This window comes from Burkholderia catarinensis, from assembly GCF_001883705.2.
Lineage (GTDB): Bacteria > Pseudomonadota > Gammaproteobacteria > Burkholderiales > Burkholderiaceae > Burkholderia > Burkholderia catarinensis.
Genome location: NZ_MDEQ02000001.1, coordinates 644,893 through 667,841 on the forward strand (window position 1 = coordinate 644,893; position 22,949 = coordinate 667,841).

A 22,949-nucleotide genomic window follows, 5' to 3' on the forward strand; every position below is an offset into this window, starting at 1 on the left:
CCGTGCTTACCCGGAGCGCATGCCGGTGATCTGGATCTCGCTCGTCTCGAGATCGAGCGAGCTCTGCACCATGAATTCGAGCGGATACGGGTCCATGTGAACCAGGCCGCGCACTTCGAACGCGAGCACATTGTGATGGCCGCTGGCGTCGTCGCCCTGACGGGGCGACACCACCAGCGAATCGGGGATCAGCCGCGGCTCGAAATCAGTGATGGCCTGCCGGATCATCCGCTCGATGTCGTTCCACTGGCGCGACGCGAGAAAGGTGCCCGCGAGCGGCGGCACGCCGAAATTGACAGTCGACGCGGCCGCCTGCGGGTGGCGTGCGCGCTCGATCCGGTCTTCAATGCTTGTCGTGTTGAGCAGATAGGCGAGATCGCGCTGGACGATGTCGCGCATCTGCTTGCGCGTGACGGCATATTCTTCGGGTGCTTCGACGAGTCGATGCGGTGCGTCGTCCCGCAGCCGGTCGAGCAGGGTCGGCATCAGATGCGCGTTTGCCCGCCGTGGAGGGCGCGCGACGAGCGAGTTGCCCCGCATGAGAGGCCGCTTGCGCTCAGTCATCGACCGGCTCTCCGGTGGTGGCGCCATCGACAACACGCGAGCCGAACTCCGCGTGGATCAGTTCGAAGAGACCGAAATCACCCTGATCCGTTGTCCAGGTTTTTTGTCCGTGCGCGATGACGGCGGTACGTCCAGCCTCATGCCAGGCCGTTTCGCGCCCCAGACGCAGTGCATCGGTCGCGGCCTCCGAGCCGGGGTAGCGGGCAGGCATGAAGCCGCGCACGATACTGCCGTCGGTCAGTGTCAGCACACACGGCGCCCAGACGAGATCGATGAGGTTCGCAGGTGGCGCCACGCGCCACGCGGCGAGATCGGCGAACGGTACCCAGCGGTAGTGCCCGGCCGTCATGACTTCGCACACCGGGCCGAATCGCGAATCGCTGTCGGCGATCCAGCTCGCGACACCCCGGGGCGTGTGCGCTGCGATGAGCGGCGCCGCGTCGAGTGCTTTTTCTCGCGCTTCGTCGGCGTGCTCGCGTTGCCCGTCGCCAGCAAGTCGCAGTGCGAATGCCAGTTCCATCACCCACGGAGCCGGTTCGAGGACGAACCCAGGGCGTTCGAATCCCGCGGCAACCTTCTGTCGCCAGCGCTCGGCCCGGACCAGGTCACGATAAACCTGGGCGGCCTGCGTCTGTTGCGGCTCAAGCTTCGCCCACGTCTGCAGTTGAATCACGGCGCGTGCCCAGTCGCCTGTTACGCACAGCCACTGGAACAGCGCCCACCGATGGGCGGCGAAGGTTGGCTGAGCGCGAATACACGATTCGATCCGCTCGATCTGGGTGGCGATCGGCACGTCGTCCAGGCCGTGGCCAGACGGCTCTCCGACAGCAAATGGCATGTTCATGCGTCGTCCTTGCGTACAGGTGCGGCCAGCGGGCTATCGACCGACAGCGCGTGATGCTCGCGCCGAGTGAGCGCGGGCGGTAGCGCTGGCGCGCGGCGGATTTCCGCCGCGTGGAATTCGGGTGGCGCAAAGAGGCGCAGGACTTCCGGCACGGGTTCGATCTCCGGCTCGGGAGTGAAACCAGTGTCCAGGTGGCCGAACGCGTCCTCGAGGTTGCGTTTGCCTGACAGCATCACTTCGATCGAACCGAAGGCGGCTGCGTTTGCCGGTGTTGGCCGGACGTCGTGAGAATCGGGCGTAACTGAGGCAACAGGTGTCGCAGGCGAATCCAACTGTTCGCCCCATGAGCCGGGAAGGGCGGTGTGCGGGTCCGTCAGCGCGCGCCAGTATTGTGCGTGAAGCGTTTCGACGAGGTCGTCGGTGCGCTCGGGAAACGGCGTCGCCTGCGACCCGGTACCGCGCTTCCCCCGCGCGGCATCCGCAGTCACGCCGTGGCTGCCGATCAGATCGAGGATCGACGTATTGCTGCCCGCGCGATCTGATGGTTCGAACCGGAGAAAGTCCGCGCTGTCCTCCTGCTGCTCAGGACCGCACGGCTCGTTACGCAGATCGGGAGCGGGAAGCGAGGTGTCGGGTCGGCGGTGCCACGGCAAGCGGAATGAGCGCATGGAAGAGGCGGTTATGACGGAATACGCATTTTACCCATGAGAGCGTGCCATTCGTCCATTTGAAATAGGGTGTTGTTATTTGAAAATATTATCGAGATTAAATCTCGAAATAATAAATTGATTGCTGGGTTCGTTGGGATTGTTGAATGTCAAGGTGGCGGCTGGTAAATGGGTGATTGTTAAAAAGTCGTTCACATTTTTTGGTGGAATTTCTCAGTTGCAACAATGGCTTGGGCGTCGTAATGTTCGTGTAATTCGTGCGTGTGTGCAGCGTGGTTGGTAATTCAATAGCCTCATGGTTGACGCGAGGTGACAAGGCATGACTCAGCGCAGGTTTTTGCTCATTCTCATGGGTTGACGGCGACGCTAATTAATTGGAATAATGCGCGGCCTGAGAGGGTTTCACTTTCTTTATGTGTGAAATGCGGCAGTAGACCAATGCCGCCTGAATAGGATTCCTGATCGCTCCGGCCAGAGCCAGGAACATACCGAATAAACAACAAGAAGGTTCGCATGACGATTTCACGCCAGGCGCTGTTCGGCAAGCTCGGGGTTCAGCTCTACCGCAGCATCGAATCGGCAACACAGTTCTGCAAGCTGCGCGGTAATCCGTACGTGGAGCTCGTCCACTGGTTGCATCAGCTCCTGCAGCAACCCGACAGTGACCTGCATCGCATCGTGCGGCACGCTGGGATCGAGCGCGACGTGCTCGATCGCGACTTCGCACGGGCGTTGGCTGTGCTGCCGGCCGGCGCCAGTTCAATCAGCGACTTTTCCTGGCATATCGAGACGGCGATCGAACGCGCGTGGGTGCTCGCGACGCTGAGTCATGGCGATCGCCGTGTGCGCGGCGCGTGGCTCGTTGCTGCGCTTGTCTCGACGCCCGAGTTGAGGCGTGTTCTGCTGTCGATCTCTCCCGCGTTCGGCAAGATTCCTGTCGATGGGCTGGACGATGAGCTGCCCGCATGGATCGATGGTTCGCCCGAAGCCGCCGATGCGCCGTACGACCACTGCGACTTTTCGGCGGCAACGCCGGGCGAGGCGACCGGCGCAATTCCAGTTGCATCAAAGGGTGGTTCGCTCGATCAGTACTGCACAGACCTGACTGCGCGCGCTCGCGCGGGCGAGATCGATCCGGTCATCGGCCGTGAACTCGAGATTCGCACGATGATCGACGTGCTGCTGCGCCGTCGGCAGAACAACCCGTTGGTGACGGGTGAGGCCGGCGTCGGCAAGACGGCCGTCGTGGAAGGGTTGGCTCGCGCGATCGCATCGGGCAATGTGCCGCCGAAGCTTGCCGATGTGCGGCTGCTGTCGCTCGACGTCGGCGCGTTGCTCGCCGGCGCGAGCATGAAGGGGGAGTTCGAAGCGCGTCTGAAAGGGCTGCTCGAAGCCGCTGGAAAATCGCCGACGCCGGTGATCCTCTTCATCGACGAGATTCACACCCTGATCGGCGCGGGCGGCCAGGCGGGCACGGGCGATGCCGCCAATCTGCTGAAACCCGCGCTTGCGCGGGGCACGATCCGTACGATCGGCGCGACGACCTGGGCCGAGTACAAGCGTCACATCGAGAAGGATCCGGCGCTCACGCGACGCTTCCAGGTGTTGCAGGTCGCGGAGCCGTCCGAGGCTGCTGCCGTCGATATGGTGCGCGGACTCGTGCAAACGTTTTCCCGACATCACGGCGTCGTGGTGCTTGACGAAGCGATCCGTGCGGCGGTGACGCTGTCACACCGGTATATCCCATCGCGTCAGTTGCCGGACAAGGCCATCAGCCTGCTCGACACCGCCTGTGCGCGTGTGGCGCTGTCGCAGCATGCCGCGCCGCGTGAACTGGACGACGTGCGTCAGCGTCTCGCGGCCGCGCGTGCCGAGGAGGCGTTGCTCGTGCAGGAAGCCCGTATCGGTCTGGATGCCGACAGGGCATTGGCAGATGTGCAAGCGCGTATCGATACGTTGACGGCAGAAGAGGCCGCGGTCGAGCGTCGCTGGCGCGCACAGGCGGTGGCCGCGCAGGCGTTGCTGGCCGCGCGCGACGCCATTGGACCCGACGACGGCGAAACCCCACGGGACCAGACGGCGGCGCTTCCGACGCTGCGCGAACTCGAACGCACGCTTGCTGCGCTGCAGGGCGATGCACCGCTCGTCTTCCCCGAGGTCGACGAGGCGATCGTCGCCGAAATCGTGTCCGATTGGACCGGCATCCCTGTCGGACGCATGGTGACCGACGAGGTCGCGGCCGTGCGCACGCTGCCCGACACGCTGGAGACGCGCGTGATCGGCCAGACCGACGCGCTGCGTCAAATTGGCGAACGCGTGCAGACCGCACGCGCAGGCCTCACGGACCCGAAGAAGCCGCTTGGCGTGTTCCTGCTCGCGGGTCCCTCAGGCGTCGGCAAGACGGAAACCGCGCTGGCACTCGCCGAAGCGCTGTACGGCGGTGAACAGAACCTGATCACGATCAACATGAGCGAGTATCAGGAGGCACACACCGTTTCGGGCCTGAAAGGGGCACCGCCGGGTTATGTCGGCTACGGCGAGGGCGGTGTCATGACTGAGGCGGTGCGCCGCCGTCCGTATTCGGTCGTACTGCTCGACGAGATCGAGAAGGCCCACCGCGACGTGCACGAGATGTTCTTCCAGGTATTCGACAAGGGCTACATGGAGGACGGCGACGGCCGCTACATTGATTTCCGCAATACGACGATCCTGCTCACGAGCAACGTCGGTTCGGAACTGAGCACGAGTCTCTGCGCCGATCCGTCGCTCGCGCCGAATCAGGATGGCCTGCGGGAAGCACTGACGCCCGAACTACTCAAGGCTTTCCCGGCGGCATTCCTCGGGCGCGTGACCGTCGTGCCCTACCGGCCACTTGCAGACAGTGCACTCGCCAGCATCGTCCGCCTGCATCTGGGGCGCGTCGTCAAGCGTATGGCCGACGGCCACGACATCGCGCTGACGTATGACGACGCGGTCGTCGATTACATCGTCGACCGCTGTCTCGTGCAGGAGACAGGCGCACGCGTGTTGATCGGATTCATCGAGCAGCACGTGCTGCCTCGACTGTCCGCGCTGTGGCTCGATGCCTTTGCATCGAAGCAGATGCTATCGCGTATTGCGATCGGCGTGGCCGACCCATCCTGTGCACCGGCACAGGCCCTCGTGTTCGAGGCGATCGTCCTCCATTCAGACGAGCCAGTTCTCTGAGCTCGTAATCCAACCACCACCGTTCAGGAGCTTCATTCATGGCCGCTTCCAGCAGTTCGCAGAAATTCATTGCGCGCAACCGTGCGCCGCGTGTGCAGATCGAGTACGACGTCGAGGTCTACGGCTCGGAGAAGAAGGTCGAGCTGCCGTTCGTGATGGGTGTGCTCGCCGATCTGTCGGGAAAGCATCCGGTCGAGCCGCTGCCGGCGGTGTCGGACCGGCGCTTCCTCGAAATCGACATCGACAATTTCGATGAGCGCATGAAGGCGATCCGGCCGCGTGTCGCGTTCGCCGTGTCGAATACGCTGACGGGCGAGGGCCAGATGATGGTCGACATGACCTTCGAGAGCATGGAGGATTTTTCGCCCGCCGCGATCGCGCGCAAGGTCGAGCCGCTGCGCCAACTGCTGGAAGCGCGTACGCATCTCGCCAATCTGCAGACCTACATGGACGGCAAGTCGGGCGCCGAGGCGCTCGTCACGCAGTTGCTGCAGGACCCGGCGCTGCTCAAGTCGCTGGCCGCCGCGCCGAAGCCCGAGCGGCACGCTGACGAAGCTGCCGATCAAGACGGCGCGAACTGACCGACGAACCGATAAAGGATGACCATCATGGCGAAACAGGAAGCACGGGCCGCAGTTGCGCAGACGGCCACCCAGTCTGATTTCACTCAGCTGCTGGAGCGCGAGTTCCGACCCAAGACCGACGACGCGCGCGAAGCCGTTGAACTGGCCGTTCAGACGCTCGCCGAGCAGGCGCTGGTGCAAACGGCGACGATCAGCGACGACGCCTACAAGAGCATCGCGGCGATCATCGCGCAGATCGATCACAAGCTCTCCGAGCAGATCAACCTGATCCTGCACCACGAGGATTACCAGGCGCTCGAATCCGCTTGGCGTGGCCTGAATCACCTCGTGTCGAACACCGAAACCGACGAACACCTGAAGATCCGCTTCATGGACGTTTCGAAGGCCGACCTGCATCGCACGATGCGCCGCTACAAGGGGCTCGCCTGGGATCAGAGCCCGCTCTTCAAGCAGATCTATGAAGAGGAGTACGGCCAGCTCGGCGGCGAGCCGTACGGGTGCCTCGTTGCAGACTACTACTTCGACCATACGCCGCCGGATGTCGATCTGCTTGGCTCTATCGCGAAGGTCTCGGCTGCCGCGCACACACCGTTTATCACCGGTGCCGCCCCGTCGGTGTTGCAGATGGAATCATGGCAGGAGCTGGCGAATCCGCGAGACCTGACGAAGATTTTCACGCAGAACCTCGAATACACCGCGTGGAACTCGATGCGCAACACCGAGGACGCGCGCTATTTGGGGCTCGCGATGCCGCGCTTCCTCGCGCGCCTGCCGTACGGCGCGAAGACCAACCCGGTCGACGAATTCGATTTCGAGGAAGACACGAACGGTTCGGACCATTGCCGCTATGGCTGGGCGAACGCGGCGTACGCGATGGGCGTCAACGTCAACCGCTCGTTCAAGCAATACGGCTGGTGCTCGCTGATTCGCGGCGTCGAGTCGGGTGGCACGGTCGAGAACCTGCCCACCCACACCTTTCCGACCGACGATGGCGGCGTTGACATGAAGTGCCCGACCGAAATCGCGATCTCGGACCGGCGAGAGGCCGAACTGTCGAAGAACGGCTTCATTCCGCTCGTGCACCGCAAGAACACCGATCATGCGACCTTCATCGGCGCGCAGTCGCTGCAGAAGCCTGCCGAGTATCACGATGCAGATGCGACGGCCAACGCGAACCTGTCCGCGCGTCTGCCGTACCTGTTTGCGTGCTCGCGCTTCGCGCACTACCTGAAGTGCATCGTGCGCGACAAGATCGGCGCGTTCAAGGAGCGCGAAGACATGCAGCGGTGGCTGAACGAATGGATCATGCATTACGTCGATGCCGATCCGACCAACTCGTCGCAAGAGACGAAGGCACGCCGGCCGCTTGCGGCCGCTGAAGTGGTCGTCGAGGAGGTCGAAGGTAATCCCGGCTACTACAACTCGAAATTCTTCCTGCGTCCGCACTTCCAGCTTGAGGGGCTGACCGTCTCGCTGCGGCTCGTGACGAAGCTGCCGTCGATCAAGGAAGCGGCGTAACCGGAAATAGGTCGTCTCAGGCCGCGCGTTGGACCATCTTCTCTCGTGGTGCGCGGCCTCTTTTCATTCAAACAAGGAGCATTGACATGGCACAAGACATTTTCCTGAAGATCGACGGCATCAACGGCGAGTCGCTTGACGACAAGCACAAGGACGAAATCGAGGTTCTGAACTGGGAGTGGGACATCCAGCAAGAATCGACGATGCACGCCGGCAGCGGCGGCGGCGCCGGCAAGGCGACCGTCAAGGATCTGACGTTTGATCACAACATCGACCGCGCAAGCCCGAACCTGATGAAGTATGCCCTCACGGGTAAACACATCGACCAGGCAACGCTGGTCATGCGCAAGGCCGGTGGCAACCCACTGGAATACCTGAAGCTCACGATGAGCGACGTGATCGTCACGCGCGTGAAGCCGTCGGGCAGCAAGAACGATGCGGAAAAGAGCCGTGAATCGGTATCGCTGTCGTTCGCGAAGGTCAAGCAAGAGTACGTCGTGCAGAACGCGCAAGGCGGCAGTGGTGGCGCCGTGACCGCGAGCTTCGACATCAAGGGCAACAAGGAAGCGTAATCGCGTGGATTCCTCGCAACCGGCGCAGGCGCATCGCCTCAGCCGGTTGTGGGGTGTCCCGTACTGTCAACGAGGGCTCATCGCTGCATGCGTTCGATACAGACCGTCGCCACGCTCGCCTGCGCGCTCGCGCTTTCCGCCTGCGCGAGCAGTGGCGAACCGAAGCCGAAGGAGCCGATCCGGCTCGACATGCGCGTGAACGCGCTGCCCGACGTCAATCCGGACGACCGGGGAAGGGCTGCGCCGATCGTCGTGCGCATTTACGAACTGAAGAACGACGGCGCCTTCAACGCGGCCGACTTCTTCACGCTGCAGACCCGGGACAAAACGGCGTTGGCCGACGACGTTGCGAAACGCGACGAGCTGCAGTTGCGCCCCGGTGAGCACCAGACGCTCGTTCGCCGGCCCGATCCGGTCACGACGACCATCGGCGTGATCGCGGCTTATCGTGATTTGCCGAACGCGGTTTGGCGCGCGGTCTACACGATGCCGGCTGCACCGGACAAGGCGTGGTACCGCTTGTTCACGCCGAAGCTGAAACTGACCATCGATCTCGAGGCCAAGGCCGTCAAGATCGAGGAAGCCAAGAAATGAAACACGTCGCGCAACAAAACGGACGATACGTATGAGCTGGTACGCCAAGGTTGCCTGGCAGGAAGGGCTGTTCTTCCGTCCGCAGCTGTTCCAACAGCAGGATCGCTATTTCGAGAAATACGCGCATCAGCGCGCGGCGCCGCTGTCGCCGTTCTTTTTCGGTTTCACGCACTTCGCGCTCGACCACGAGGCGCTTGCGCTCGGCAAGGTGGTTGTCAAGTCGGCCGCGGGCGTGTTTGCCGATGGCACGCCGTTCGATGCGCCGGGTAACACGCCGTTGCCGCCGCCGCTGACGATCCGGCCCGAACATCTGGACCAGGTGATCTATCTGGCCGTACCCGTCCGGTTGCCGAATTGTGAGGAGACCACCTTCGACAACACCCTGGATTCGCTCGCACGCTATCAGGTGTTCGACACCGAATTGCGTGACACGAATTCGATGGGTCTTGCCCCCGAATCGGTGCAGTTGTCGAACTTGCGCGTGCGTCTGCTGCCGGAAAAAGAGCTGGGCGACGCATGGATCGGTCTCGCACTTACGTGCGTGAAGACGATCCGCGCGGACGGCAGCATCGCGCTCGACGACACGCTCGTACCGCCGGTATCCGGGTACGGCGCGAGTGACTTGCTCACGAGCTGGGTCACGAAGATTTACGATCTCGCCCGCCTGCGTGCGAATGCGCTTGCGCAGCGACTCGCCGGCACCGACGACACGACCGCGAGCGCGGCGACAGTTACCGATTACCTGCTGCTGCAAATTCTGAACCGCTACGAGCCGCTGCTGCAGCATCTGCTGCGCGTGCCGGCAACGTCGCCGGCTGACGTGTACGCGCTGATGATCGGCATGGCGGGTGAGTTGTCGACGCATTTGCGCACCGACACGCGCCGGCCGCTCGAGACGCACCCACCGTATCAGCATACGACGCCGCACGTGTGCCTGAAGCCGGTCGTCGACGATACGCACCGGCTGCTCAACGCCGTGCTGGTGCGCAGCGCGCAGAGCATCGTGCTGGAGGATCGCGGTCACGGCATGCGTAACGCGGTGGTCGATCCGGTTGATATGCAAGGGTTCACCGCACTGGTGCTGGCCGTGCATGCGGCGATGCCGCAGGATGTGCTGCAACAGCAGTTTCTTGCGCAGGCGAAGGCGGGGCCTTCGGACAAGCTGCCGAGCCTCGTGCGCAGCCACCTGCCAGGCATTGGCCTGCAGGCGCTGCCGGTGCCGCCGCGGCAGATTCCGTTCAACGCGGGCTACATCTATTACGAATTGACCCAAGGCGGACCGCTTTGGGAGGAAGTCGTGCGTCACGGCGGCGTTGCGCTGCACATCGCAGGGGACTTCCCGTCGCTCAAGCTCGAATTGTGGGGCGTACGTGCATAAGCGCGACTTAAGCGAGGATATATGTTCAAGAAGGTTGCGGTAACGATCACTTATTTAGTCTTCCTGTCGATGTTGTCAGGTTGCCAGACGCTGGGTTGCGCTCTATGCAACTGTTGTGGAAGTTACGGACGATGAGCTTTGGCCGGAGCTATCTTGACACGGACCCCGGGGTGGGGCGTCCTGGGAGGTAGTCGGATGCTACGGTGGTTTCGCGTTGCACCTGGCAGGCTTTTTCCGTTGCCGTAGCTGCACGGAGGGCAGGATGGCTGTAGGCGGTCAATGATCCGATCGATTCAACGGAGATCACGGAATGGCTTTGTTTGACGCACCACGAACACTATCGGTTTCAGGCGCGGCTCTGCCGCTGTACGGCGGTCGGTCGATCCTCACGCCGGTGAAGTTCACCGGCGGCGAAACCATGGGCGAGTTGTTCGAGTACACGCTTGAATTGAATACGCCGGATGCGCTCGGGTTTTCGCAGAGCATCGCGGCGAACGTCAAGCTCGACAAACTGATCGGTACGGAGGTCACCGTCTCGATTCAGCTCGAGGGCAAGGGCCGTTTCATTCCCGGCTTGGCCGGCAATGCCGGAATGGCCAATCTCGGTGCGGGCGCGCGCGAGATCACAGGTATTGTCAGTCATGCGACGATTGTGCGTGAAGACGGTCGTTCGATCGTGTATGCACTCACGCTGCGGCCATGGCTCTGGCAAGCAACCAAGAATTGTGACTGCCGAATCTTTCAGGACATGTCGGTGGTCGAGATCACCGATGCGGTGCTCTCGTCCTATCCGTTCCCGGTCGAAAAACGTCTCACGACACCGCGACCGAACAAGGCATGGCCCAAGCGGGACATTCAACGCCAGCACCTCGAAAGCGACTGGACGTTTCTGCAGCGCCTGTGGGAAGAGTGGGGCATCTACTACTTCTTCGAGCATAGCGAAGGCAAGCATCGCCTTGTGCTGTGCGACTCGATGGGCGCGCTCAAGCCGCTTGGTGACGCTTATGCAGCGCTTCGCTACGAGCCGCCGACCGGTCGACGGCTTGACGAGGAACACATTCAGGACTTCTCGGTCTCCCACGCGCTGACCTCGGGTGCGGTGACGAGCGTCGACTACGACTATACGTTGCCGCGTGCGGACCTGACGGTGATGCGCGAAGATCCTCGCGAAACGGGGCTCGCCCACCAGGAGCGTTACACATGGGGCGATTACGCGCAGCCGCAAGCTGGCGCGGCTGGGCTCTCGGGCGATCACAACGAGCCGCGCACGGAAGCGGAGTACCTGACACTGGTGCAGATGGAGGCTTGGCGTTGTCAGGGGCTGAGGGCCTACGGCAAAGGGAACCTGCGGGGTGTCGTGGCCGGGCAGACGTTCGTGCTGTCGCATTATCCGCAGGATGCGGCGAATCGCGAGTATGCGGTGATCGCCTGCAAGCTGACGATCGAGGAGATTGGCGAAGCGTCGGGATCCGGCCAGCGATACCGTTGCGAAGCGGATTTTACGGTGCAGCCGACCAATGAGCCGTTCAGGCTGCTGCGTACGATTGCAAAGCCACGTATGAACGGCGTCGAGTATGCCGTCGTGACGTGCCCGGAGAATCAGGAAATCTGGACCGATGCATACGGTCGGGTGAAGCTGCAGTTTCTGTGGGATCGGCTGGGCGAGAACGATGAGCGATCGAGTTGCTGGGTACGCGTGGCCGGTGCGTGGCATGGCGATCAGTTTGGTGGAATCTTTCTGCCGCGTCGGGGGCATGAGGTCGAGGTAGCTTTCGTCAACGGCGATCCGGACTTGCCGATCATCGTAGGTAGTGCGACCAATGCGTTCAACATGCCGCCGTTCGATTTGCCGAAGAACCAGGCGCTTGCTGGTTATCGCAGTCGGGAGATCGGCGGTCGGCGGGCGAACACGCTCGCCTTCGACGATACGAACGGGAAAATTCAGGCGCACCTGTCGAGCGACGAAGGCGCCTCGCAGTTGAATCTGGGGCATATCACGCGTATCGCGGGGAATGCCGGGCGGCAAGATGAGCGCGGTCGTGGGGCTGAATTGCGGACTGACGGTCATGGCGTATTTCGTGCCGGGCAGGGCATGCTGCTCACGACCGAAGTTCGGCAAAACGCGCAGGCCCATTTGACCGACATGGGTGAAACGACTGCTCGACTAGTAGAGGCCGAGCGTTGGCAGTCGATGATCGCGCAACTGGCGCAGCAGGCGACGGCTCAGGACGCGAACAGCCATCAGGAGGAGGTCGCCACGACACTCGCCAAACAGAACGCCGCGATAAGCGGAGCGCCAGGCAGCGCGGACGATGGTTTCCCTGAACTCGGTGCGCCACACGTCGTTATTGCTGGTGCCGCCGGCATCCAGACCACGACTCCGGCGACAACGCATATCGCAAGCGGTCAGCATGTCGCGCTGACGAGCGGGGAGCACATCGCGGCGTCGGCGAACGGCAGCGTTCTCATCAGTGCGCAGGATACGGTGCGCCAGTTTGCGGCACGGGGCGGCATGAAATCCGTCGCGGCAGACGGGGACATCGACATTCACGCACTTCAGAAGGCGATCAATCTGCTCGCTCTGCTTGAAGTCAACGTAACCAGCGACACGATTCATATCAGTGCGAAGAAGAAGCTGGTGTTGAACGGAGGCGGCAGCTATATCGAGCTAGAACAAGGCAGTATCAAGAGCGGCACCAACGGTGTCTGGCTTGCCCATGCAGCCAATCACTATTTCCCGCATCCCGACGAGGTACCTGTCGAGCTTCACGTTCCCAAGGTGTGTATCGAGTGTCTGCTGAAAGCCGCGAAGAGCGGTGCATCCGCTGTTCCTCGGCTTTGAGGTTTGCTTCATGACAATAGTAGACGGCAACGCAAAACTTTACGGTCTGGTTGATGGTGCTCAGTATCCGGAATCGATGGCTACATGGGTGCTCGAATTCTCGCCAGAAGTGCGATCGCTATTTGAAGGGCTACCGGAGGAGGAAGCCGGAAACGCCGCGCCGATCCTTTTCGAGATCGACGATGCAAAGAGCGATTGGGTTCGCCAAATTGATGAGATGGACCGGTATCGACCATGCTTCACGGTGGTGCGTAGCGCGTTGAGTATTGATGAGTTCAAGCTGCACTTGCAGCGCTTTCTCTTTGTCGACATCGGCGAAGGGATGCAGGTACTGCTCCGCTGGTTCGACCCGCGTTCGCTTCCGTCGATTCTGGAGGTCTGGGGGAAGGCTGCGCAGGCCGAACTCACCCGTCCGATGGCAATGTGGATGTACCGGGGTGGCCGCTCGGAGTGGCAACGCGTTGAAATCGATGAGCGTGCGTCGGCCGCAGACGCGGGAGAGTTTCCCCAGTCCTTCAGTCAACAGCAGCTCGACGAGTTGGAACGGCATGATGAACCGCATGCGCTCATGAGCGAGTTGAGCGACCTTGGTTTGATCGACGCGAGTCAGTCGTATGCAATCAGATACCCGGATTTCCTTCGACGCTATAACCGTGCAGGTGAGTGGGAGCTGACTTCACGCGCGGACCGCCACGCATTCTGTGTGGCCTCGTACCAGTATGGAGAGTCTTTCGAGCGCCACGATGAAATTCGATTGGCAATCAGGTCGAGTATCGCCAGCGGGGCTCCGTTGGTGCAATCGTTCGAAATGGTTCCGGCCTATGTCTGGCGGGAGTTGATGCGTAGCCTCGAGAAGAAGAAGGCACTCCAAGAACCGGAGGTTGGGAAATGATGGTGTTTGTCCGGAAGCGTTTCGCCGCGGTATTCGTCGTTGGGTTGCTGTTGACGCTGGCGGGTTGCTCAGATGCGGACGAGAGCAATCCGTCAGATGTGAGCGGCTACAACTATACCGACTACTACATTGCAGGTTTTCGTGTCGGGAATGAAGGTCAAGATCTTTGGGCGGGCGGCCCAAACATTTTTCCGAAACGGCATGGCGAGTCTCGCTCGGGTGGTGGCGGGGGAATGTGTTGCATCAGTATTCCTTCCAAATGGCGTCCTGACATGAAGCTCGTGGTCAAGTGGAAGGTCGACAAGATTCAAGATGGAAAAACTCCGAGCAAATGGTACACGGCGACCACGGAAGTTCCGCCGTATGGGCCGCGTACCTATGGTTTTTGGGTGCATTTTCTCCCGGGTGACCGTATTCGCGTTGAAATTCAGGATAAGCCGCCAATGCCAGTTAAACCTGCTGAATGGGATCCCTACATTGTGCAAGGCGTGCTGGACCCGGAATTGAACAAGAAGTAAGGGGAAGATGCGATGAGTGTAATCCGCTAGCCGGGGCTATTCAACGAGCACAATCGTCCGAAATATGCGAAAGAAATTCAAGAGCCGGAGATTGGGAAATGATCGTGTCTATCTGGAAGCGTTTCGCCGCGCTATTCGTCGTTGGGTTGCTGTTGACACTGGCGGGGTGCTCAGATGCGGACGGGAGCAATCCGTCAGATGTGAGCGGCTACAACTATACCGACTACTACATTGCAGGTTTCCGTGTCGGGAATGAAGGTCAAGATCTTTGGGCGGGAGGGCCAAACATTTTCCCGAAACGGCATGGCCAGTCTCGCTCGGGCGGTGGCGGGGGAATGTGTTGCATCAGTATTCGTTCCAAATGGCGGCCTGGCATGAAGCTTGTGGTCAAGTGGCGACGTGACACGCATCCCTACGACGACGATCGAAGCGGTGATCAATGGCTTACTGCGACGACAGAAGTTCCGCCATACGGGCCGCGTACGGCCGGATTCTTGGTGCACTTTCTGCCTGGTGACCGAATTCGTATCCAGATCCGTGATGAGAATGGGGTTATCCCCAAAATCGACGATCAAGATCCCTACATCGTGCAAGGCGCGCTGGATCCGGAATTGAACAAGAAGTGAGGAGAAATGCGATGAGTGAAATCCGTTGGCCCGAACAATTCAACGAGCAAGGACGTTTGTCCGAGGGGGCGGCTGCCCGATCAATGGGCAAGAGTGCGTTGGCTGGGGAAACGCCAGGTTGCCCACAGACACTACATGTAAATTTGTTCTTTGACGGCACGAATAACAATCTGGAAGAGGACATAAAGAGCGCGGAAAGACCCACGCATAGCAATGTCGCAAGATTGTTCAACGCATGTAGTTACAACTACGCGGATGGGGAGTACCGGTTCTACGTGCCCGGTGTCGGTACGCCATTTCCTGAAATCGGTGAGAAAGAATTCACGGCGAAGGGTAAGGCATTCGCTGCTGGTTTCGGCATGCGCGTCGCGTGGGGGTACACTCGCTTGCTGAACGCGGTGCATCAAGCAATGACAGGTAGCGCGCTGATGGATAACACGGAAGCACGGGCGGTGTGCTCGCTGATCGACGATGAGGTCATCGCGTCCAGCGGAACTCTGGTTTCAGCCGTCTCGAACATTGCTAAGACCAGCCGCGTTGCAGGAGTAGCGGCAAGTAGTCCTATGTTTTACTACGGATACAAGGTTCGATCGAAGCTTGAGCGATTACATGGGGAGCTGTCGGCGCTTCAAAGGAAGCACAGCAGCCCGGGCGGGCAGCTCAACCGGTCGATTAAGAAGGTGTGGGTTAACGTTTTAGGATTTTCTCGCGGAGCCGCTGGCGCCCGGGTTTTCGTGAATCGTCTCATCAACTCGTGGGCGCCGGGCGGAATGATCGCTGGTGCGATTCCGTACGAAGTCAATTTCCTGGGGATCTTCGACACGGTCGCATCGGTTGGCATACCCGATACCGCTACTGCGGCGATCGATCGAGCAGAACTGGACGGGCATTGGGCCTGGACGTCAAGGGGCGCGCTCAACGTTCCGGTGTCGGTCAGGAAGTGTGTGCACTTTTTTTCGATCCATGAGCAGCGGATGAGTTTTCCGCTCGATTCTATTCGGGAGCGGCAGGTATATCCAATAGGTGAACCCCGTAGGATCGAGATTGCTTACCCAGGTGTGCATTCTGACGTCGGCGGTGGTTATCCCGTCGGCGACCAGGGTAAATCGAGAGAAGGGGAAGGCAGCAAGCTCAGTCAGATTGCCTTGCACAACATGTACATTGAGGCACTCAAGGCCGGTGTGCCATTAATGCTGCAGGCTGACATTCGCAAGCGCGATGACTTGGTGAGAGACTTCGCGTTGTCGTCGTCAGTCGCGCGGACATTTAACGACTGGCTGTCAACCGTCAATCAGAAGCCGCTCGACAGCGTTGAAACGGCGTTGCGTATTGGCATGGGGCAGTCTCTCGCGTGGCGGACGCTGCGCGCGGATATAGGAAATTCTCATGCATACGTTACGTCTCAGGAGTTCTTCCGCCGTGCGCGCGAGGACCAGGTCACACCCTACGGACTGGAAAAGCGTATCAATCAAAAGGGATCGTCAGCTCGGCTTGACGACCTGAAGCGTGAAAAGCGCGAACTTGAAATCCGAAAGAACACCCTCGAGGCTGCAGCGCTTGGGACAATCCGAAACCCTGTCGAGTCGAATGCACTAAAAAGACGAGCCGCGCAGCTTGCGGAGCAAATCAAGAAGAAGGATAAGGAGATACTTGAGGCCGCCGCAGATAACGGAAAGGAAAGTCGACCTGGAGAGGGGGCGACGGACATCACCACCAATGACAAGACCGACCTTCTTGAGGCGGCCGAGGAATTTCGTCTCCTGTTGGCATATTTGCGCCCCGATCAGCGAACGCGCTTGCGGGTGTACTGGTCACAGGCACCTGCGAAAGCAGTCAAGATGGGGAGCGGGCTCTTCTCGGCAGAGATTTTCATTTCACAGAACCCCAACGCCTACTATTTGACCGTCGCTCGAAAGAACGCGGGTCCTCACCGACGACAAGGTTCGAACACCGTTTGGTTGGGCGATCGTGATCTCGCCATCCAACTCCTCGGCGCTGTCGCCGCCTACCAGCCGGTCTTGGACTTCGTGCTGGCTCCGGAAACGCAGATGTTGCCGTTTCTACTTGAGCACACGTCAGACGAAGCAGTGCGGAAGCTCTCGCCAGCCGTCGTGCGCCTAATGGACGATTACGTACACGACAGCCGCGCCTGGTTTCGAGTTCCGTATTTTCACGAATATTCACCAGGTGGCTATGGATGGGCGCGCACGTTCTTTGTCGGCAATGACAGGCGTGTCCGTAACCTCGGTCTTAAGGAACAAGCTGCGGCCGTTGCCGCATCGCGAGAGCAGAAGGCGACAGTGGATCGCGGCGAGTTCGTTGTCGAGCAGTCGAGGACTTTGCCGCCCCCGGTGAAATTCGACTTCAGCAATCTTCCGCGCTAATGAGCGCGTCAGCCTACGAATAGCACCATGTCAATCAGCATCGCAGTCGTCGGGGACGCAACCGACCATGGCGGCCGGATCATTACCGGCTCGGATACCCACAAGATCGGCGGCAAGAAAATAGCCCGCCTGCACGATCTTGTCGATTGTCCGGGAACCTATCCGGACGGGCGTCCGCACGGCATCAACAAGATTATCGAAGCCCATCCGACGCTCAGCGTCGGCGGGCGGTACGTGGCATTACATGGGCACCGCACCGAATGCGGCTGTCGGTTGATTGCCGCTTCAACGGCCAAGGTTGGGCGCTAACTATGTCGACACCAAGGAAATCCAGCACACCGTTTGGCGTCGCGGATACTCCCTCGAACGACGAGGAATCATTTGAGAAAGCACTGAACCGGGACGACGATACGCCCGTCTGCCCGGATATTGCGCCTCCCGAAGTTTTCGAGCAGCGTCTCACAAAGGTCAAGACCGCATCAAATCCGTTGCTCGAGGCATCGCGCGTGTTGCTGCGTGCGCAGGCCGACATGCCCGAAACGTTTGAGTCGAAAGATTCAGTCGTGCTGTTGCGCAGGCTTCTTGTGGAGGAGGTCCGCGTATTCGAAAGGCTTTGCGAGCAAGCAAACATCCGGCGCGATCACATGATCGGCGCGAGTTACTGCCTGTGCACGGCACTCGACGAAGCGGTAGCGCAAACCGCATGGGGCAAGAAGGGCTCGTCGGCAATCGAATGGATGCAGGGCGGGCTTGCGACCACCTTCCATGGAGACATCAAGGGCGGCGACAAAGTCTACCTGCTGATCGGCCGGTTGCTGGAGGACCCTCACGAGCATCGTGACCTCCTTCAGGTGATCTACCGCATTCTCAGTCTCGGTTTTGAAGGACGCTACCGAGGTGTGGCCGATGGCCCGCGCAAGCACGACGCGATTCGTCAGCGGCTCTATAACGTGATCACGTCGCAGCGCGAACCTGTGCCGCTGACGCTTTCGCCTCACTGGCAATCGACCGCGAAAGGCAAGCGCCAGTCATTCACCGATTTTCCGGTATGGATTACCGTCACCGTCTTGTCGGTGATCCTGCTCGGACTTTTCGGATGGTTCAAGTACGAACTGTTCAGTCGCAGCGAGGACGTTCAGAAGCAGATTGCCGACATCGCCCGCATGACGCCGCCGCCTGCACCGCCGCCACAGTTGCACCTCAAGCAGTTGCTCAAGGATGAAATTGCCGCCGGCACCGTCAGTGTCGACGAAGACGCTCGCCACAGCGCCGTCACGTTCCGCGGCGACGCGATGTTCAAGCCCGGCGGCGCTTCGGTTCAGGCATCGATGAATCCGCTGATTTCGAAGATCGCGGGCGAGATCGCGAAGGTGCCCGGCAAGGTAACGATCATCGGCTACACCGACAACGTGCCGATTCGCAGCCGGCATTTCGCATCGAATCAGGCGCTGTCGGAAGAGCGCGCCACCCAGGTCATGCAGATGCTGCAAGCCTCGGGCGTGCCGGCGAACCGACTCGAAGCCGTCGGCAAGGGTGATGCCGATCCAGTCGGCGACAACCGCACCGCGCAGGGGCGTGCGCAAAACCGGCGCGTCGAGATCGACGTCGCACGATAAGCCAGATCCGTTTCCGGAATAACACATGAAGAAGTTCCAGTTCCTGTCGTTTCTGGCCTCGCGCCAGTTCCTCGCGTTCCTCGCACTGATTGTCGTCGCACTGGTGATCTGGTTCGTCGGCCCGTTTTTCGCGTTCGGCGGGCTCAAGCCGCTCGCCGGCGCCGGCATGCGCGTGCTGCTGATCGCGCTGTTGCTTGCCGGCGTGCTGCTCTGGCTCGTGGGCTGGTCGACGAGCGTCGTGTTCGCCGCATTGCTTTGCTTGCTGATCTGGTACGCCGCGCCGCTGCTCTCGTTCGGTCACGTGGCGCCATTCGAGCAGGTGTCGGCCCGACTCACCGCGATCGCGCTGGTGATGGCCGTTTTCGTTCTTTTCGGGATGTTCCGCCTATGGCGGAAAATGCGCGAAGACGATGCGTTCCTGAAGAAGATGCTGCGCATGGAGCGCCGCAAGGATGAATCGCCTGCTGCACCACGCTTGCGGAAAATCGAAGGGATCGTGACGAGCGCGCTCGCGCGCCTCAAATCGATGCGTACCGGCGCGCGCGGTCTTGGCAAGCTGTTCCAGGGCAAGCGCTATTTGTACGAGCTGCCTTGGTACATCACGCTTGGTTCGCAAGGGGCCGGCAAGACCAGCGTACTGATGAACGGCGGATTGGTGTTTCCCGTTGCCGAGCAAATGCAGCGTGCGGCCGGGGCGTCGGCCGGTGATGCTGCCGCGGTGGACTGGTGGCTGACCAATGACGCGGTGCTGATCGACACGGCCGGCTACTACACGCATCATGGCATGTCGACGGCCGAGGACGTCGATGCGCCCGTCGCGGAAACGGGAAAGCTGGCCACCGGCGTTCCGGGCAAGGACGGCGCCGATGCCCAGCCGGTTGCGAAAGACGCTGAAGACGATGCGAAACGGAATGAGGCGTCGCAATCTAAAGCCGCCGCCGTGTCGACAGCCAGCGGCCATGTCGTTCCGCCCGGTCAAGGCGCGGGCGAACGCCGACAGAAGGTCGACCGAGCGGAATGGCTTGGGTTTCTGGGCATGCTGCGCCGGCATCGGCCCCGCGCGCCGATCAACGGCGCGTTGCTGACGATTGATCTTGCCACGTTGGCCGGCGCCGACGAACAGGCGCGTGTGGCTGAGGCTGCCGCGTTGCGCGCGCGGCTGGCCGAACTGAGACAGGAGCTGGGTATTCGTTTCCCTGTCTATGTGATGGTCACGAAGATGGATCGTCTGACGGGTTTCGCCGAGTATTTCGGGGCGCTGACAGCCGAGGGGAGAGCACAGGCATGGGGCTTCACGCTTCCGTATGGCAAGGAAACGGTTGCGAAGGAAGGGTTGCGCGCCCGCTGCCACGCGGAACTTACCGAACTCGCGCAACGGCTTAGCTCCTCGATCGATACGCAATTGCAGGATGAGTACGATTCGCGCAAGCGCCGGTCGCTTGCTGCGCTGCCCGAGGAGTTTTCTGCGCTGCTCGGACCGCTGCTCGACCTGATAGATCGGGTGTTTCTCGATTCACGGTACGACGATACCCAGCTCCATTCGACGTTGCGCGGTGTGTATTTCACGAGTGCACGACAACGGGACGGCGAGCTCGTTGTCGAGCGCAGTACGGTCATTCAACGCCTTCTGTCGACTCAGGACCACGCTCCGGTTTCGTCGGCGCGTGCCGCCGAGGGCAACCAAGGGTTCTTCCTGCATGATCTGCTGACCCGTGTCGTGTTCCCGGAAGCGCATCTCGTGAGTCCCAACTTGCGTTGGGAATACCGTTACCGGCTCTTGCGCCTGATCGGTCACACATTGGCCCTGCTGTTGTTCGTGTGGCTGGCGATCGGCTTGCGCGTGAGTTTCGGCAACAACAGCGGCTATCTCGACACGATTGGCCGAAAGGTGCAGGCGCTTACGGCCCGCGTCACGGAGTTGTACAAGACGCCCAAACTGCAAGCCGTGCCCGATACGCTGACAGAAGCGCGTTATTTGCCGACCTTCCCGGGACTCGACCTGTCCGATCCGGACAGCGCGTGGCGCTACGGTCTCTACACGCCGGCGGACGTCGCAACCGAAAGCCTCCGCACCTACGACGCACTCGAAGACAACCTGCTGTTGCCGCAGATCGTGCATCGTCTGGAGAGCGTAATGTCCGGCGCGATTGCGAGCAAGGATTCAAAGGCCGCCTACGATGCGCTGCGCGTGTACCTGATGCTGTACGACAAGGCGAAGTTCAATGCAGGTGACGTCAAGGCATGGGTGCTTGACGACTGGGCGAAGACCGATAGCGCGGCTGCTTTCGGTGGAAGGGCGTCGATGATCGACCACGTGCAACAGCTTTTCTCCGGGGAGCGTGTGGTGCAGTCTCCGCTGATCCGCAACGATGCGCTGGTGCAGCAGGCACGCGCGTTTCTCGACGGTAGCAATGCCACCGACCGCCTTTACCAGCGCGCAAAGGCGGCCATGCTGAAGGAAGCGCCCGACGAGTTTACGTTGCTGCGCGCGGTGGGCCCGCAAGCCGGCACGGTATTCACGCGAGCGAGCGATGCACCATTGTCGCGCGGCGTGTCGGGGCTCTTCACGTTCGACGGCTATCGAAATCTGTTCGACAAGCGGCTGCCTGAGTTCGTGCAGATCGCGCGTGACGACGACGCATGGGTGATGGGGCGCTCGTACTTGGGCGAGGCTCAAAAAAAAACGGCTGAGATCGTGAGCAACGCCGCCGGCGCGGACGATGCGTTGACCGACGCGGTCCGCCGCGAATACCTGATGGAATACTCGCAGCAGTGGGAGGCATTTCTTGGCGACATCCGGACCGTGAGCGGCACGAGCCTTGCGTTCAATCTGAAGGTGCTGGGCAGCTTCGCGGCGCCCGATTCGCCGCTCGTGCGGCTTGCGCGCGCAGCCGTGCACGAGACGACGCTCACGCAACCGATGGCTGCGTCGGACGGTTCGCTGCTGCAGCGGGCCGCCGACCAACTCAATCAGAAGGCGGACAAGGCGCTGGGCATTCGGGCGTCGGAGCGCGTTGAACGGGAACTCGTCGACAATCACTTTGCGGCGCTGCGCGAGGTCGTTACCGGGAGCGTGGATGTGCAATCGGATACACAGCCTGCCGCCACGCCGGCGGACAAGACGGGGCTGGATGGCGTCACCAACCTGCTGAACGACTATTACACGGCGCTCACGGTTGCCGACAATGCGTTGTCGAACAACAGCATGCCACCGGCGAGCGACGTAGCTGCGAAACTGAAAATGACGGCCGACACGATGCCGGCGCCGTTTCGCGCCGTATTGCTGCAGCTTGCCGCCGATGGTTCGCGAGAAGTCAATCAAGGCATCGGCCAGTTGCTGTCACGCCAGATGCAGGCGGTGGTCGGCGACACGTGTCGGTTGACGATCGAGGGCAACTATCCGTTTTCACCGGATAGCAAGCGCGACGTCAGCATCGACGATTTCACCCGGGTGTTTGCGCAAGGGGGCTTGATCGAAGACTTCTTCGTGAAGACGCTGGCACCGTTCGTCGATACGTCCGCGAAGCCGTGGCGCTATCGGACGCTGCCAGGCGCGACCGAGCCCGTACAGGGGCCGGACCTGGAGCCGTTCGAGCATGCGAAGGCAATCCGCGACGTCTTTTTCAACGATCCCGGTCACAAGCAACTGACCTGGAAGGCTGACATCCGGATTCCCGAGCTCGACCCGACGATCATGAGCCTGTCGCTCGACATCGATGGACAGACGACGCTCTATCAACACGGTCCGGTCGCGCCTTTCACGGTCACGTGGCCGGGACCGCGCGGCGGCGTCCACACGGAAATCACAGCCAGCCCGCGGATTCGGCCGGACACGTCGACGATCGCAGCGGACGGGCCGTGGGCGTTGATGCGCCTGCTCCAGAAAGGTCGTGTGGTGGAGACGGCGACGCCGGGCCGCACGCGCGTCGCGTTCAGTTTCGACGGTCGTCAAGCGGCACTCGACGTCGCGAGTGCCGGGAGTGTCGCGAATCCGCTGACGAGCGACGTGCTGAAGACGTTCCGGTGCCCCAGCACGATGTCGGCGTTCAACCTGCCGGATAGCGGCCCGCCGCCGGGATTGCCGCGAGGCATGTTGCCGGCGAGCGCGGGAAGCGCTTCCCGCTGAACCGGGAGGGATCGAT

General features: G+C 61.1%; 17 protein-coding genes. 14 read left to right on the forward strand and 3 right to left on the reverse strand.

The features are described from left to right. Positions 1-6: 6 nt before the first annotated feature. Genes tssE through BFF94_RS02890 form a run of 3 tightly spaced genes read right to left on the reverse strand, consistent with a single transcriptional unit; the run spans position 7 to position 2,076 of the window. Positions 7-564 carry a type VI secretion system baseplate subunit TssE gene (tssE, locus tag BFF94_RS02880; RefSeq protein ID WP_128842108.1) on the reverse strand — a complete coding sequence of 186 codons (558 nt, stop codon included), beginning with the start codon at positions 562-564 and terminating at the stop codon, positions 7-9. Next, entirely contained in the window at positions 557-1,408 is an 852-nt protein-coding gene (locus BFF94_RS02885; RefSeq protein WP_128842077.1) for a type VI secretion system accessory protein TagJ, read from the reverse strand. Before BFF94_RS02885 ends, tssE begins: the two co-directional genes overlap by 8 nt. Beyond that, positions 1,405-2,076, reverse strand: a complete 672-nt coding sequence (locus BFF94_RS02890; RefSeq protein WP_128842078.1) for a TagK domain-containing protein — start codon at positions 2,074-2,076, stop codon at positions 1,405-1,407. The genes BFF94_RS02885 and BFF94_RS02890 overlap by 4 nt, the downstream gene beginning before the upstream one ends. A 513-nt stretch (positions 2,077-2,589) precedes the next feature. Here BFF94_RS02890 and tssH point away from each other — a divergent pair. The 14 genes from tssH (at position 2,590) to tssM (ending at position 22,933) form a co-directional block, all read left to right on the forward strand. Next, a complete protein-coding gene (tssH, locus tag BFF94_RS02895) occupies positions 2,590-5,283 on the forward strand; it encodes a type VI secretion system ATPase TssH (RefSeq protein WP_128842079.1) in 2,694 nt (897 codons plus the stop codon). 38 nt (positions 5,284-5,321) lie between these two features. After that, a complete protein-coding gene (gene tssB, locus BFF94_RS02900; protein WP_128842080.1) occupies positions 5,322-5,864 on the forward strand; it encodes a type VI secretion system contractile sheath small subunit in 543 nt (180 codons plus the stop codon). A 27-nt stretch (positions 5,865-5,891) separates the two neighbouring features. Further along, positions 5,892-7,385: a type VI secretion system contractile sheath large subunit gene (gene tssC / locus BFF94_RS02905; protein WP_128842081.1), complete on the forward strand. Its 1,494-nt coding sequence runs from the start codon at positions 5,892-5,894 to the stop codon at positions 7,383-7,385. An 86-nt stretch (positions 7,386-7,471) separates the two neighbouring features. Next, a complete protein-coding gene (locus BFF94_RS02910; RefSeq protein WP_057925018.1) occupies positions 7,472-7,957 on the forward strand; it encodes an Hcp family type VI secretion system effector in 486 nt (161 codons plus the stop codon). Positions 7,958-8,044: 87 nt separating this feature from the next. Continuing rightward, on the forward strand, positions 8,045-8,551 hold the full coding sequence (tssJ, locus tag BFF94_RS02915) for a type VI secretion system lipoprotein TssJ (protein ID WP_128842082.1): 507 nt from the start codon (positions 8,045-8,047) through the stop codon (positions 8,549-8,551). 31 nt (positions 8,552-8,582) lie between these two features. Then, on the forward strand, positions 8,583-9,929 hold the full coding sequence (gene tssK, locus BFF94_RS02920) for a type VI secretion system baseplate subunit TssK (RefSeq protein ID WP_128842083.1): 1,347 nt from the start codon (positions 8,583-8,585) through the stop codon (positions 9,927-9,929). A 310-nt stretch (positions 9,930-10,239) separates the two neighbouring features. After that, a complete protein-coding gene (locus BFF94_RS02925; protein WP_128842084.1) occupies positions 10,240-12,771 on the forward strand; it encodes a type VI secretion system Vgr family protein in 2,532 nt (843 codons plus the stop codon). Then, entirely contained in the window at positions 12,746-13,663 is a 918-nt protein-coding gene (locus BFF94_RS02930) for a DUF4123 domain-containing protein (protein WP_246637213.1), read from the forward strand. Before BFF94_RS02925 ends, BFF94_RS02930 begins: the two co-directional genes overlap by 26 nt. After that, on the forward strand, positions 13,660-14,181 hold the full coding sequence (locus BFF94_RS02935) for a DUF3304 domain-containing protein (protein ID WP_128842085.1): 522 nt from the start codon (positions 13,660-13,662) through the stop codon (positions 14,179-14,181). Before BFF94_RS02930 ends, BFF94_RS02935 begins: the two co-directional genes overlap by 4 nt. A gap of 98 nt (positions 14,182-14,279) precedes the next feature. Beyond that, positions 14,280-14,807, forward strand: a complete 528-nt coding sequence (locus BFF94_RS02940) for a DUF3304 domain-containing protein (protein WP_128842086.1) — start codon at positions 14,280-14,282, stop codon at positions 14,805-14,807. 11 nt (positions 14,808-14,818) lie between these two features. Next, positions 14,819-17,191, forward strand: a complete 2,373-nt coding sequence (locus BFF94_RS02945) for a T6SS phospholipase effector Tle1-like catalytic domain-containing protein (RefSeq protein WP_128842087.1) — start codon at positions 14,819-14,821, stop codon at positions 17,189-17,191. A gap of 27 nt (positions 17,192-17,218) precedes the next feature. Then, positions 17,219-17,500 (forward strand): PAAR domain-containing protein, encoded by a 282-nt coding sequence (locus BFF94_RS02950; RefSeq protein ID WP_128842088.1) that lies wholly within the window; start codon positions 17,219-17,221, stop codon positions 17,498-17,500. 2 nt (positions 17,501-17,502) lie between these two features. Beyond that, positions 17,503-18,807, forward strand: a complete 1,305-nt coding sequence (gene tssL / locus BFF94_RS02955) for a type VI secretion system protein TssL, long form (RefSeq protein ID WP_128842089.1) — start codon at positions 17,503-17,505, stop codon at positions 18,805-18,807. Positions 18,808-18,832: 25 nt separating this feature from the next. After that, positions 18,833-22,933, forward strand: a complete 4,101-nt coding sequence (gene tssM / locus BFF94_RS02960) for a type VI secretion system membrane subunit TssM (protein WP_219138958.1) — start codon at positions 18,833-18,835, stop codon at positions 22,931-22,933. The last annotated feature ends 16 nt before the right edge of the window (positions 22,934-22,949 follow it).

Excerpts from the sequence above, each read along its gene's own strand:
- BFF94_RS02935 (WP_128842085.1), top strand. The coding sequence starts at position 13,660 with ATGATGGTGTTTGTCCGGAAGCGTTTCGCCGCGGTATTCGTCGTTGGG.
- tssJ (WP_128842082.1), top strand. The coding sequence starts at position 8,045 with ATGCGTTCGATACAGACCGTCGCCACGCTCGCCTGCGCGCTCGCGCTT.
- tssC (WP_128842081.1), top strand. The coding sequence starts at position 5,892 with ATGGCGAAACAGGAAGCACGGGCCGCAGTTGCGCAGACGGCCACCCAG.
- BFF94_RS02940 (WP_128842086.1), top strand. The coding sequence starts at position 14,280 with ATGATCGTGTCTATCTGGAAGCGTTTCGCCGCGCTATTCGTCGTTGGG.
- tssB (WP_128842080.1), top strand. The coding sequence starts at position 5,322 with ATGGCCGCTTCCAGCAGTTCGCAGAAATTCATTGCGCGCAACCGTGCG.
- BFF94_RS02910 (WP_057925018.1), top strand. The coding sequence starts at position 7,472 with ATGGCACAAGACATTTTCCTGAAGATCGACGGCATCAACGGCGAGTCG.
- tssH (WP_128842079.1), top strand. The coding sequence starts at position 2,590 with ATGACGATTTCACGCCAGGCGCTGTTCGGCAAGCTCGGGGTTCAGCTC.
- tssM (WP_219138958.1), top strand. The coding sequence starts at position 18,833 with ATGAAGAAGTTCCAGTTCCTGTCGTTTCTGGCCTCGCGCCAGTTCCTC.
- BFF94_RS02950 (WP_128842088.1), top strand. The coding sequence starts at position 17,219 with ATGTCAATCAGCATCGCAGTCGTCGGGGACGCAACCGACCATGGCGGC.
- tssK (WP_128842083.1), top strand. The coding sequence starts at position 8,583 with ATGAGCTGGTACGCCAAGGTTGCCTGGCAGGAAGGGCTGTTCTTCCGT.
- tssE (WP_128842108.1), bottom strand. The coding sequence starts at position 564 with ATGACTGAGCGCAAGCGGCCTCTCATGCGGGGCAACTCGCTCGTCGCG.
- BFF94_RS02925 (WP_128842084.1), top strand. The coding sequence starts at position 10,240 with ATGGCTTTGTTTGACGCACCACGAACACTATCGGTTTCAGGCGCGGCT.
- BFF94_RS02885 (WP_128842077.1), bottom strand. The coding sequence starts at position 1,408 with ATGAACATGCCATTTGCTGTCGGAGAGCCGTCTGGCCACGGCCTGGAC.
- BFF94_RS02890 (WP_128842078.1), bottom strand. The coding sequence starts at position 2,076 with ATGCGCTCATTCCGCTTGCCGTGGCACCGCCGACCCGACACCTCGCTT.
- BFF94_RS02945 (WP_128842087.1), top strand. The coding sequence starts at position 14,819 with ATGAGTGAAATCCGTTGGCCCGAACAATTCAACGAGCAAGGACGTTTG.
- tssL (WP_128842089.1), top strand. The coding sequence starts at position 17,503 with ATGTCGACACCAAGGAAATCCAGCACACCGTTTGGCGTCGCGGATACT.